This window comes from Sulfitobacter sp. LC.270.F.C4, from assembly GCF_032922545.1.
In the GTDB taxonomy this organism is placed as follows: domain Bacteria; phylum Pseudomonadota; class Alphaproteobacteria; order Rhodobacterales; family Rhodobacteraceae; genus Sulfitobacter; species Sulfitobacter profundi.
On record NZ_CP136692.1, the window covers coordinates 1,879,588 to 1,891,760 of the forward strand.

Below are 12,173 nucleotides of genomic sequence, written 5' to 3' on the forward strand. Positions count from 1 at the left end.
CGCGACGTTTGCTGCCACTGCGCAGCGACACGCTCGACCTTATCTGTCACTTTCGGGAACGACCTCTATGTCTATTCATCCACCGCGCGATGTGTCGCGCAGGCGTGTGCTGTCCGGCGGGCTTGCCACAGTTGGGGCGACGCTGATCCTACCTCATGTCTCCCTCGCAACGACAACGGGGGAGTCGATCCGCGCCCTTCAGTATGACGGCGATGCACTTGTTGTGGCTTCAAAGCGCAAGCTTTGGCGCGTGCCCGCCCCAAGCGACATCCAGCATGTGTCGTTGGAGCGATCAATCACCGCGATCACCAGCCATCCAGAGACTCCGGGCACTTTGTTCGCGGCAGTTGATCCTGTCGGCCTTATGCGCAGCCGTGATGGCGGACGCACTTGGGCAGACGCCAGCGCGGGCCTGCCGGCAACCCGCGTCACAGCGCTGACCCAAGCGGCTATTGAGCCAAACATGCTTTATGCCGCCATCGCGGATGACGGGCTTTGGCGCAGCAAAGACGCGGGCGAAAGCTGGGAATTCGTCATGGACCGGCCCTATCTCGAAGAGGCCGAACGTGAGGTGTTGACGCTCGTCTCAGTGGGCAATCCGACTGGCATGGGCGGCATCTGGCTCTATGCAGGGACCGACGCCGGGCTGACCCGCGTGCCGGATTGCTTCTGCCGCTGGCAGGAAGTGACCGCGGGCGACGCGATGGATGCGCTGGCCGCGGGTAAAACGCCGCCGCCTGCCAAACCTCTGCCCGAAGGCCTGCCGATCACCCATTTGGCACTCTCCCCCAAAGCGCCTGAACGGCTCTACGCTGGCCTGGCGACTGGCCTTTGGACCTCGACAGACGCAGGCGTGAATTGGACGCGTGCCGCGCCGGGAAAGATCGACGCGCTGGCTGTCGATCCTGTCGACCCTCAGCATCTTGCCGCCGTTCGCGACGGCATTCTTTCGGTCAGCCGCGATGGTGGGCTGACCTTTGACCCCCTCAATACCCCTGACGGAGACCAGACATGAACAGTAAATTCACCCTCGGCGCGGCCGCGGCCCTGACCGCCGCCGGTATCATCGGTTTTGCCACCTTCGGCATGGCGGAAAACGACAAATCGGCGCCCACCGACAATGTGGCAAGCACCGTCCCGGCAGATCGCCAAATGACCATCTGGCGCGACCCGTCCTGTGGCTGCTGCGACGCCTATGCCGACTATGCCGAAGAGAACGGCTTTCACGTGACCCTCATCGACGACCGCGATTTCGATAAACGCTCGGTCGAGGTCGGCGTGCCGGAACAGGGGTTGGGGTGCCACCTTGCCGAGGTCGACGGCTACTACGTCAGCGGTTTGGTGCCTGTTGAGATCATCCAGCGTCTGACATCCGAGCGCCCCGAGGTCACCGGTATCACGCTGCCCGGTATGCCCCAGAACGCGCCCGGCATGGCAGGCAAGAGCGGCACGCTCAAAACCTACGCTTTCGGTGAGGACGGCGTGGCCGTGTATTCAAATGAATGAGGATAGAATAATAGACATGATGAACGGAACTATGATGAATGGGCCGATGTCGGTCGGAATGATGATCGCCTGTGGCGTGCTCTTCCTCTTGGTGCTGGCGGTGCTGGTGCTGGGCGTGCTGGCCTTGGTCAAATATCTGCGGCGGCCCGCATGAACCGGTTGGGTCTGACCGCCGCTATCGGCATCGCGGGCGCCGCGGCGGTCGCTGTCTGGGCCGGGGGGAAGGAGGACAGCTCCCCGGCGCTCGCCGTGCTCGGCGTGCCCGTGGACGCACAGATGATCGAGCTTGGCGCGGGGCTTTATGCCGAAAGCTGCGCCTCTTGCCACGGCGCCGATCTCGAAGGCCAGCCGGACTGGCGCAGGCGGCTCGATAATGGCCGCATGCCCGCGCCGCCGCATGATGAAACGGGCCATACGTGGCACCATGCGGATCAGCAGCTTTTCGACATTACCAAGAACGGGCTGGCTTCGGTCGTGCCGGGTTATGAAAGCGACATGCCGGTGTTCGACGGCATCCTGCGCGATGCAGAGATCACGGCCATCCTTGGCTATATCAAAAGCACCTGGCCCGAGCGGGAACGCGGCTTTCAGGCTGAAGTCACTGCTAAGGATGAGGGCGGAACATGAGCAAGGACAGACAGCCTGTCCGCAAACCACGGTGGTCGCTGTTCATCGCAGCTCTGCCTGCGATGGTCTTTGGGGCCATCGCGGCGGCGTTCCTCTGGGGTCTGTTCAACAACGACGATGGCCTGCCCAGCACGATGATCGGCCGGGACATTCCCGCGTTTAACCTGCCGCCCATCGAAGGGCGCGGGAAGGGGCTATCGGCGGCTGATCTGCGCGGCGAAGTGTCCCTCGTGAATGTCTGGGCTTCGTGGTGCGTGCCTTGTCGGGTTGAGATGCCACTACTGATGGAACTGGCCCAAACCGACAGCGTGCCGATCCACGGCATCAACCTCAAAGACAAGCCCGCCGCCGCCCGCAGGTTCCTTGCGGAACTCGGCGATCCTTATGACCGGATCGGTGCCGACAGCTCTGGCCGGACTGCGATTGACTGGGGCGTTTACGGCGTGCCGGAAACCTTTGTGATCGATGCCAAAGGGCGCATCGCTTACAAACATGTTGGCCCGTTCAATCGACGTTCGCTGGAGGAAGATATCCTTCCCGTGGTGCGGCGTTTGCAACAGGAGCAGAACGCATGAAGCGGCGTGGGTTTCTGAGCGGCGCATTGGCGCTTGGGGCTTCGCCAGTCGCGGCGCGCACCGTGATGGCGGAACATCAAAAGCCCCTGCCAATGCTGTCGCCGCCCATCACGGATGGGGCAGGGCGGAGCCTAACTTTGGCGGACTTTCGTGACCGGACGGTATTGCTCAATATCTGGGCAACATGGTGCCCGCCTTGCCGCGATGAAATGCCAACCCTCGACAGGTTGCAAGCGCGGCTGGGCGGGGCGGAGTTTCATGTTCTCGCGCTTTCAATCGATAGGGGCGGGTTCGACACTGTGCGCACTTTTTATGCCGAGATCGGCATCACGCATCTCGACCTTTATCTGGCAGACCAGTTGCGGGGGATGATGGCCTTCGGCGTTGTCGGCCTGCCCACGACACTGCTGGTTAACCCCCGAGGCCGCGAGGTCGCCCGTAAGGTCGGCCCCGCCGCGTGGGACAGCTCGGCGGCCATTTCCCAAATCCAACGCGTCATTACAAAAGGATGAACCCAACAGTGACCCAACTTTCAAAAGTAAACCGGCCCTCATTCGCGATCCCTATGCCCGCGCGGCGCCAAACCCTCTTACTGACGGGCGCGGGTGCGCCGCACACGTTGTCCCTGCAATACGGTGGACCACAGGACTCCGCCGCGAGCGTCTGTAGAATCAGTTCGCGTCCGACTTTACGAAAGGCTGTTTTTGGACCTTCGCCGCGCAGTGCGCCGGCAATTGCTCTGTGCGGTTTCGGGATTACGCAGCCCCCGCTGACGAGAGGTGGCCTTGCGAACAACTTAGGAAAGATGAAACTCTGCCGGCCCCTGCGGTGTTCTTTGAGTAACTAACGGGGGAGAACACATGAAATACGTCGTATCAACGCTGCTCACTTTGGCCACGCTGGCTCTTTTTCTGCTTAGCTTCGGCGCGTTGATCGAAACCAACCTTTGGTGGGTGCGGATGACGGATTTCCCCCGGCTACAGTATCTAATTGCGCTCATAGCAGTTCTTGCCCTGATCGCGATTTCTCGAACAGTTAGCCGCAAGCTTCGGATGGTTCTGGTTGCGCTTGTCGCGCTGGCGATCGGCTACAACACCTTGAAGCTTTTCCCCTACGTGCCCCAGAGCAACACCCCTCAATTTGCCTGCGAAGCCGACCAGAAGTTCGTAGTAATGGTCGCCAACGTAAAAAAAGGTAATAGGAGCGCAGATGGGCTGATCCGGCTTGTCGAAGAGCACAGCCCCGATCTATTCCTCGCTTTAGAGACCGATGAGTGGTGGGATGCGGAACTCGCGGCTTTGGATAGCCAAATGCCGCATAAGGCTCAGCGCATCACCGGTGGGTTCTTCGGCATGCACCTCTTCTCACGCCTGCCAATAAGCGAAACTGAGGTCATTTTTCCAGTCGAACAGGACGCCCCTGCTATCCTTACGAATGTCGAGATGCCGTCTGGAGACAGCGTTCAGTTCATGGGGCTACATCCCCGCCCGCCGCACCCGGGGCAATCCTCTACGGGGAGGGACGCTCAGCTGATGTGGGCGGCGCTGAAGTCCCGCGGCAGCGACCTTCCGGTGCTCGTTGCAGGTGACTTGAACGCAGTCCCATGGGAAACCTCCATTGAGCGGCTCCAGCGCGTTGGCGGCTTCATCGATCCGAGAGAGAAATTTGGCTACCTGCCCACTTATGACGCGCATTCTTGGTGGATGTCGTGGCCACTCGATCAAATCCTGCATCAACCGGAATTGGCTGTCGCCAACTTTGAAGTGTTGCCGGAATGGGGTTCGGATCATTATCCGATCAAGGTGGAAATGTGTAACACGGCCACGGATATGGAACCGCCCCAACTGCGCAAAGATGATATCGCAGAGGCTGAGCAGGATATCCACCTCGCTATAAGATCCGCCGCAGACCAGCGGTGAAGTGTCCAAGCAAGGCAAAGCAAGGTCCGCCGCCAGTGGCGTAGACCGCGCATCAGGCAAAGGTGTATTACTCTTGCTCCCGTGCCTCATAAATTTTGACCAGTAGATTGCCGAGCGTGCCGATCAGCATGAGAAATGACCCCACAATGAAGATCCATACCCCCACTGTCTGCCATTCCATCCCAACTTCCTCCCATCTCTTAAAGGTCGGGAGAAATGCAATACTCCCGAGGAAGAACAACGTATTTCCTGCAAGCCCAATGCCGGTGTGAATCCAACCGTAGTCCTGCACCAAAGTGCGTATTGCGTTACTCATGTTGCATCTCCTGACTATGTTACCATTTGACAGGACCAACGCGAGGAGTGAGCTTTGGGTCCAGCTTCTTTCTCTGCCGCTGGCCGCTTAGTTGCCGGTGCTTCTCCGCTGAAAAACAAACCATTTAGGGCCACTGCCGGGGGCACTTCCGGGTCTCTCATCCCGTTGGTTCGATACCAACTAAATGCAAAGGAGAGAGAAATGGCAAACGAAGATCAAGCCAAAGGTAAAGTGAAGGATATCGGCGGGAAGGTTAAAGAGGAAGTCGGCGACGCTGCTAACAAGGACGACCTAAAGAACGAAGGCCAGGCCGATCAGGCCGAGGGCAAGGTCCAGAAAGGCGTCGGGGACGCCAAAGAGAAACTGTCTGACTGATCCAATTGGTTCGCCACCACCTTCCTTTCCAGTGGTGGCGTTCCACCCTGTCGAGGCTCCACGTCCAATATCCAGGGCTCTCAATGATCACCTAAGGTCTGTGTCCCATCAACGGTCTGTTCTGCCCGCACGATGGATGCGACTTACCCCTTATGAAAGCCTGCCCTTTGGGACCTGATGGGAGTGCTCGAATGGGCCGAAATCTGAAGGCATTGCTATGTGCCCCGACCCGCGACGTTGAGGTGAAACTGCGCCTGATGGCTGCATTTAATAGTAAAGCGAGGAACGACCGCAATGGTTGATACAAGGCTTCCAACGGTGAGTGAAAAGCCCGCATTTATGATCGCTCTGGGCTGGTATGCGAACCTTGTGTCAACGCCGTTTGAACTTTCCCCAAAAGTGCCGAAGTAAAATTCCCCACTTGCTTGATTCCGGTGATCAGCCGGCACAGTGATCAGCGGCTCCATTCCTTACTATTGGCGGCCGTCCGCGGCGCTTTGGCGGCGGTGGCGGAGCGATTGGAGCGTTGGCTCGGACACGCTCGGGGATAAGGTCGGCATGGCCACGCAGACGGTAGCTGGCGCCCTCGATCTTGATAACGACAGCGTGATGCAGGAGTTGGTCGACCAGTGTGGTCGCGACGACTGGATCGCCGACGATTTCGCCCCATTCCGCGAACCTGCGGTTCGAAGTGAGGATCATGGCGCCCTTTTCGTAGCGAGCGTTGACGAGCTGGAAGAACAAGTTAGCGCCACCGATGGTGATCGGCAGGTAACCGATCTCGCCGACGATCAGCAGAGACGCTCGGGTATAGAAACGGATCTTCTCCGCGAGCCGGCCCTCGCGCTCAGCCTGGCTCAACGCTGCGATCAGATCGGCCAAGGTTGCGCGATAGACGCTCTTCCCGGCCTTCGCAGCGGCGACGCCGAGGGCCGTGGCCGGATACGGCTTGCCGGTGCCTGGCGGCCTAAGGAAGTGAACGACCTCGGCCCGCCGGATGAAGTCCAACTGGGCCAGCGCGGCGATCCGCTCCCGGTCGAGCGATGGCTGGAAGCTGAAGTCAAAGCCCTCAAGGGTCTTGGTGGGCATGAGCTTGGCGGTGCGCAGCGCCACGTCGATATTGCTACTATCAGTCGCCCAATCGTAGGGGCTCAGTTAAAGTCCTGTCGATCGCAATACTATCGGCACAAACTCTGCCTCAACCGCGTGTCGGTGGGGCCAATATTGCTCACGAACTTGGATCTTATCGGATGAGAGTGCGGAGTCAGCATGGTGGGACCGTGAAAAGCTCCGCTGCGGAACACTACCGCCTTAGATGCGTTGATTCCCGAAGCACGTGCTATCGGCTGGCCCGAAGAGTACCGTGAGGTTAGCGGGAGACGCTTTATGAAGAGACGTAGGTTCCTGATCGGGACGATTTCGGCATTTGCTGCACCAGCAGTTGTCGGGCGCGCACAAGTACGAACCCTTTCTTCAGGAAAACTTCCGATCCCTCCCCTGATGGAAGTGGGGGAAGAGGCGGGGAACCAGTTGGCTGCCATTGAGGGATCGCACTCGTTTATCGCAGGCACAGAAGCCCGGGTGCTTGGATGGTCTCAAGACCATTTAGGACCGACTCTCCGTCTGCGACGAGGGCAGACCGCACGTCTGACAATTGAAAATCGATTGAATGAACCGATTACAGCTCATTGGCATGGGCTACACGTTCCCGGTCGAAAAGACGGTGGCCCGCTATCCTTAATTGCGCCGGGTCGCGAGGTTGAGAACCTGTTGGACATTGATCAGCCTGCCGGGACCTATTGGTATCACTCACACCCTCATGGAAGAACGGGCGAGCAGGTATATCGCGGTCTCGCGGGCATGCTGTTGATTGATGATGACAACGTTTCCGCAGGCGATCTTCCGCACAACTACGGTGTCGATGACATTCCCCTGATCGTACAGGACCGCGCTTTCTCCGGCAGTGGTGGATTGCAATACGATGATGATGGAATGACTGCGATGCAGGGTTTCCGAGGAGACCAGATCGCCGTCAACGGCGCGCTAAACCCAGTTGCGAAAGTTCCAAAAGGTCTGGTCCGCTTTAGGATCCTAAACGCGTCTAATTCACGCGTTTATGTTTTTAGGTTCGACGATGATAGGAGCTTTCATCAGATTGCCGGGGACGCGGGGCTGTTTCCAGCGCCGGCCCCCCGCAATAAGCTTCACCTCGCCCCGGCTGAGCGAGCGGAGATCCTCGTGGACTTCTCTAACGGAAGCATTGCGTCCCTCGTATCGGAAAACGTGCCGGTCCAGATGATGGGTGGCATGATGGGCGGTGGAATGATGGGGGGCAGTTCAGAGACGGCCTCGGCTGAAGGTATTCTGCAGGTGCTACGGGTTGAAGTGGACGATAGCCTTCCTGCCGCTGTCGCGAAGCTGCCTCAAACACTCGGAGGGGCACCGATCCCGGATTTTGGTGAGCCCGTTAGGCGACGTAAATTCCAGCTAAACATGATGATGGGCATGGGAATGATGCGTGGGATGTTTGGCGGCCGACCAAACCTTGGCATCAATGGCGAGAGCTATGATATGGATCGGATTGACCAAGAATTGCGTCTTGGCGAGACAGAGATCTGGGAGATTTCCGCCGACATGATGGCTCACCCTTTCCATGTTCATGGCACGTCGTTTCAAGTCCTAAGCCAGAATGGTCAGCCGGTTGATTACGCAAAGACCGGCCTGAAAGATGTTGTGTGGGTCGAAAATACTGCAGAAATTTTAATCCGGTTTGATCGACCCGCCACGAAAGAGACCCCGTACATGTATCATTGCCATATATTGGAGCATGAGGACTCCGGCATGATGGGGCAGTTCACCGTCGGATAATTTCTTGCCGAACGCCGACGTATCAGAAGCGGTCCTTACCACCTGCGGATCGTGGCAGACCAAATCATAAGTAGGAGAAATGAAAATGGGCTACACCATAAATCGCACGCTGGAAGGCGTGAGCTTTGAAGAGGCTGACCAGCGGACCCGTGAGGCATTGTCTGCCAAGGGGTTTGGCGTGTTGACTGAAATCGATGTGAAAGCGACGATGAAGAAGAAGATTGATGCCGAGATGGATCCCTATGTCATCTTGGGCGCTTGCAATCCGAAAATGGCGTGGGAGGCAATTGGGATTGAGCCACGTGTGGGAGCCATGTTGCCATGCAACGTCATTCTCCGGAAAGTAGGGGCAGGTGTAGAGGTCAGCGCTGTTGATCCTGTCGCGTCGATGTCGGCTATCGATAATGACGATCTTCACGCCGTCGCGGGGCAAGTGCGCGATCTGCTTAAGGACGCGATCGAGGCAATCTGACGCGCGGTGTCAAATTTGTGAGATACCCCCACGTTTGGACCATGATCCTTAGCGCAAAAGCACGAAATGCTTTGAACTATTTTGCGGCAGGCTATTCCGTTTTCGACAGCGGCGCCTTTCCACCCATGACTTGTAGCACGAAACTCCCTGACGCGGTAATCATCAGAAAGCCATGGAAAGCTTCAATGCCTGTTATGAAGCGCAGATGTCCTTCAGGGTTTAGGTCACCGCGTCCCAGGGTGGTGAAGTTGACCAGGGAGAAATAGAAGTAATCCATCAAAGAGAGGTCCTTAGACCCTGGGCCGGATGCTTCCAACGTACCGATTTGCAAACCCTGCACCGCCCAAAGGAAGAAGAGCGTATAGATGAAAGCCTCAATTACATGAGCCGTCGTAATAGCGCCAACTGCCAGCCCCAAATTCTGACCATGCGCCTCTCGATTGCGCTGAGAAATGGTATCGGAAACCCATCTAAGGACGAAATAATGGACTGTCGTGCAAATACTCACGACCAGAACTGAAAGAAGCATTGCTTGGATCATAAGAAGGCAACCCGTATAGAGTTAATGTTGTTCCTTGCGCGGATGATTTACCGTAGGTTCTCGAATAATTCGATCAGGGTAAAAGCTGGCTGATTTGAAAGGCCGTGAATGCACTGCCTGCCAAGAGGGCTCCGCCGAGTAGGAGGACGCCCCCGATCAACACTGCCACCCCACTTGAGCGATCAAGTACAGCGATCTCCTCAGGCGGCGCGTTGAAATATGCGCGGCCCATTACCCGCGCATAGTAGAACAGCGACGCAACGGTATTGGCAGCTGCAACCACCGCGAGCCAAGTATAGCCTCCGTCTATCGTGGTCATGAACAGCGCCAGTTTACCCAGAAATCCGACTGTTGGCGGAATGCCCACCAAAGAGAGGAAGGAGACCACCAGTACCGTCGCCACGAGCGGGCGCCGCTTGGCCAAGCCGTCGTAGTCGGCGATAGCCGTGCGCCCGCGTAGGTATGCCACGACCGCAAAAGCTGCGAGATTGCCTATCGCATAACTGGCTATGAAGGCCAGCAGGGCGCTCAGCGCATCTGGACTAAGCCCCAGAACGGTGACGGCCATCAATACGTAGCCTGCCTGTGCCACCGAGGACCAGCCGATTAGCCGACGGATATCATCCTGCCAAAACGCGGCCAGATTGCCCAAGGTCATTGTCGCTGCGGCTAAAATCGCGATCAGCGGGCGCAGGCCAAGAAATTCGGGGGGCACAAGCTGCACGAGGCGGGCCAATGCGATGGCCGCGCCGATCTTGGGCACGACCGTCAGGAATGCGGCTGATGGGACCGGTGCGCCTTCGGCCACATCGGGCAACCATGCATGCGCGGGTACTGCACCCAGTTTGAACGCGACACCGGTTAGGGTTAGCGCAAATCCGACAAAGAGCAGCGGAGAAAGCCCAGTGCCGAGCCTTAATGAAGCGGCAATATCTGCGTATCCGGTGTTCCCCAAGAGTCCCAGCATTAAGGTGACCCCGGTAATCAGCAATGCGTTTGCCAGTGCTCCCATGAGGAAATATTTCATGCCAGCTTCGATGGACAGCGCCCAGTCGCGGTGCCACGCGGCCAGCGTGTAGCCGGTGACTGAAGACAGCAGCACCGCGATAGTGAGTTGCAACAGGTCTCCGGCACCGGCCATTGCCATAGCCCCAAGCGCACCAAACAGGAGGATCGTGTAATATTCTCCATGGCGTGGATCGGTGCGGAACCAGCCCGGTGCCAGCAGAATACAAAAGGCCGTGCCCAGCAGGATCATCAATCGCGCCCAAAGGCTCGCTCCGTCCAGCGCCCAAGTTCCTGAAAAGGTGAACCGGGTTTCCCCCAATTGCCCCAGAACCAAAACAATGGCGACGGCAATGCCTGCGAGGGCGATGAATGCCGATCCGGCCTGCATTCGTCGGGGCGCAAAGGCCGCAAACAGCAGCGCCAACACTGCCGCCATGATGATCGCGATCTCAGGGGATACGTCGCCGATTGGCACCGGTCAGCTCCCTATTATGGCAGAGGAGGCGCTGCCGATCAGATCAAGCAACCAGCGCGGATAGATGCCGATCAGAATGACCAGCGCCAAGATCGCTGCAAGAATGCTGCCTTCACGTAAGCTGACATCGGCAAACCCCTCGCGTGCTTTTGGCAGGTCACCAAAGAACACCTGTTGCAACAGCCGCAGAAAGAGTGCGGCAGTAATGAGAATGCCCAGCAGACCAATCGCAGCGATCACCGGAAAGACGGCAAAGGTGCCGACAAAGATCTGCACTTCCGCCACAAAACCGGCCAACCCCGGCAACCCGAGGCTGGCAAAAGCCGCAATCACGGCAGCGGTTGTCAGGCGAGGAGCCACTTTGGCCAGCCCGCCGTAAGCATCCATGTCATAGGTCCCACTGCGCGCCCAGAAGCCACCGGCAATCAAGAAGAGCGCGCCAGTGATTAACCCGTGCGCGACCATTTCGACCACCGCACCGGTCAAAGCCATTTCGCGCGCGCCTTCTGCGCCGTTCAACAAGGCTCCTGCAGCGGCGATGCCCAAGACGGTATAGCCCATATGATTGACCGACGTGTAGGCGATGCGCCGTTTTAGGTCGGTCTGCCCCAAGGCGACGATGGCTCCCCATAGGATAGAAGCGAGTGCCACAATCGCCAGTGGCAATGCATAGTCGGCGAAGGTTTCGCGCATCATCTGAAAGGGGATCCGCACGAGCCCATAGGTCCCCATCTTCAGCAAGACGCCAGCGAGGATGGCCGACACCGGCCCCGGTGCCATGACGTGCGCAGGTGGCAACCATGTGTGAACCGGAAACAGCGGGGCTTTGACGGCAAACCCCAGCACAAAGCCCAAAAGGATCAAACCACCCCGCAAATCCATCCCTGCCAATGGCTGCGCAGCAATCAAAGCGCGCATGTCAAACGTGATTGGGTCAACTGTCAGCACCAGCCCGATAATCGCCAGCAAAATCGCGAGGGACCCCGCCAACGTGTAGATAAAGAACTTGAGCGCCGCACCTTGGGCGTCACCATGGCCCCACCGTCCAATTAGGAAGAACATCCCGACGAGGCTGAGATCAAAGAAGACATAGAAGATCAGCAAATCGAGGACCATGAACAGGCCCAGCGACACCGACTCCAGAAACAGAAACCATGCATAGTAGGCGCGGGGACGTTCAGGGTTCTCCATCGGCCATGCGATGCAAGCGATAAAGAGGACGCCGCTCATCAACGAGAGCGCCAATGACATGCCATCCACGCCCACGCGCCAGAAGACACCGAGCGCGGGTATCCAAGGGGCCTCCGCATAGGCCTGAAAGGCAGGGGCCGCTGAGCTTGTGTCAAACTGGTACCAGACGATTAGAAGCAGCAAGAACGACAATGTCGAGGTTGCGACCGCGATGATGCGGGCAGCGGCGTGGCCGAGACTGGGCAGAACGGTCAGAGCCAGGGCGCCCAGCATCGGGATTAGGATGGTGAGTGTCAGCAT

The 12,173-nt window shown here is 58.2% G+C and carries 15 protein-coding genes; 10 read left to right on the plus strand and 5 right to left on the minus strand.

Annotated elements, in window-relative coordinates; all coding sequences use genetic code 11:
- The first annotated feature begins 67 nt into the window (after nt 1–67).
- The 7 genes from R1T45_RS13050 (at nt 68) to R1T45_RS13080 (ending at nt 4,627) form a co-directional block, all read left to right on the plus strand.
- A complete protein-coding gene (locus R1T45_RS13050; RefSeq protein WP_317389270.1) occupies nt 68–1,015 on the plus strand; it encodes an exo-alpha-sialidase in 948 nt (315 codons plus the stop codon).
- Nucleotides 1,012–1,506 (plus strand): DUF411 domain-containing protein, encoded by a 495-nt coding sequence (locus R1T45_RS13055; protein WP_317389271.1) that lies wholly within the window; start codon nt 1,012–1,014, stop codon nt 1,504–1,506. The genes R1T45_RS13050 and R1T45_RS13055 overlap by 4 nt, the downstream gene beginning before the upstream one ends.
- Before the next feature lie 16 nt (nt 1,507–1,522).
- A complete protein-coding gene (locus tag R1T45_RS13060; protein ID WP_165935574.1) occupies nt 1,523–1,660 on the plus strand; it encodes a hypothetical protein in 138 nt (45 codons plus the stop codon).
- A complete protein-coding gene (locus tag R1T45_RS13065) occupies nt 1,657–2,133 on the plus strand; it encodes a cytochrome c (protein ID WP_317389272.1) in 477 nt (158 codons plus the stop codon). The genes R1T45_RS13060 and R1T45_RS13065 overlap by 4 nt, the downstream gene beginning before the upstream one ends.
- The gene (locus tag R1T45_RS13070; protein ID WP_317389273.1) at nt 2,130–2,708 is read left to right on the plus strand and encodes a DsbE family thiol:disulfide interchange protein; all 579 of its coding nucleotides are present in this window, start codon (nt 2,130–2,132) and stop codon (nt 2,706–2,708) included. The genes R1T45_RS13065 and R1T45_RS13070 overlap by 4 nt, the downstream gene beginning before the upstream one ends.
- A complete protein-coding gene (locus R1T45_RS13075; RefSeq protein ID WP_317389274.1) occupies nt 2,705–3,220 on the plus strand; it encodes a TlpA disulfide reductase family protein in 516 nt (171 codons plus the stop codon). The genes R1T45_RS13070 and R1T45_RS13075 overlap by 4 nt, the downstream gene beginning before the upstream one ends.
- Before the next feature lie 348 nt (nt 3,221–3,568).
- The gene (locus R1T45_RS13080) at nt 3,569–4,627 is read left to right on the plus strand and encodes an endonuclease/exonuclease/phosphatase family protein (RefSeq protein WP_317389275.1); all 1,059 of its coding nucleotides are present in this window, start codon (nt 3,569–3,571) and stop codon (nt 4,625–4,627) included.
- A gap of 67 nt (nt 4,628–4,694) precedes the next feature.
- On the opposite strand, the gene R1T45_RS13085 is transcribed toward R1T45_RS13080, so the two are convergent.
- The gene (locus R1T45_RS13085) at nt 4,695–4,943 is read right to left on the minus strand and encodes a YrhK family protein (protein WP_120351446.1); all 249 of its coding nucleotides are present in this window, start codon (nt 4,941–4,943) and stop codon (nt 4,695–4,697) included.
- A gap of 201 nt (nt 4,944–5,144) precedes the next feature.
- Here R1T45_RS13085 and R1T45_RS13090 point away from each other — a divergent pair, with 201 nt between their 5' ends.
- Nucleotides 5,145–5,318 carry a CsbD family protein gene (locus R1T45_RS13090; RefSeq protein WP_132445071.1) on the plus strand — a complete coding sequence of 58 codons (174 nt, stop codon included), beginning with the start codon at nt 5,145–5,147 and terminating at the stop codon, nt 5,316–5,318.
- 438 nt (nt 5,319–5,756) lie between these two features.
- Here the strand turns inward: R1T45_RS13090 and istB are convergent, their stop codons facing one another.
- Complete coding sequence (istB, locus tag R1T45_RS13095; RefSeq protein ID WP_317391089.1) at nt 5,757–6,473, minus strand: IS21-like element helper ATPase IstB; 717 nt, start codon at nt 6,471–6,473, stop codon at nt 5,757–5,759.
- A 231-nt stretch (nt 6,474–6,704) separates the two neighbouring features.
- Here istB and R1T45_RS13100 point away from each other — a divergent pair, with 231 nt between their 5' ends.
- Both R1T45_RS13100 and R1T45_RS13105 read left to right on the plus strand, forming a co-directional pair.
- Entirely contained in the window at nt 6,705–8,186 is a 1,482-nt protein-coding gene (locus tag R1T45_RS13100; protein ID WP_317389276.1) for a multicopper oxidase family protein, read from the plus strand.
- Nucleotides 8,187–8,271: 85 nt separating this feature from the next.
- A complete protein-coding gene (locus R1T45_RS13105; RefSeq protein WP_317389277.1) occupies nt 8,272–8,658 on the plus strand; it encodes a DUF302 domain-containing protein in 387 nt (128 codons plus the stop codon).
- Between the two features lie 91 nt (nt 8,659–8,749).
- On the opposite strand, the gene R1T45_RS13110 is transcribed toward R1T45_RS13105, so the two are convergent.
- From R1T45_RS13110 to R1T45_RS13120, 3 genes are all read right to left on the minus strand, one after another.
- Nucleotides 8,750–9,199: an ion channel gene (locus R1T45_RS13110; RefSeq protein WP_317389278.1), complete on the minus strand. Its 450-nt coding sequence runs from the start codon at nt 9,197–9,199 to the stop codon at nt 8,750–8,752.
- 73 nt (nt 9,200–9,272) lie between these two features.
- Nucleotides 9,273–10,682 (minus strand): NADH-quinone oxidoreductase subunit N, encoded by a 1,410-nt coding sequence (locus tag R1T45_RS13115; RefSeq protein WP_317389279.1) that lies wholly within the window; start codon nt 10,680–10,682, stop codon nt 9,273–9,275.
- A 3-nt stretch (nt 10,683–10,685) separates the two neighbouring features.
- Nucleotides 10,686–12,173 (minus strand): NuoM family protein, encoded by a 1,488-nt coding sequence (locus tag R1T45_RS13120; RefSeq protein WP_120351441.1) that lies wholly within the window; start codon nt 12,171–12,173, stop codon nt 10,686–10,688.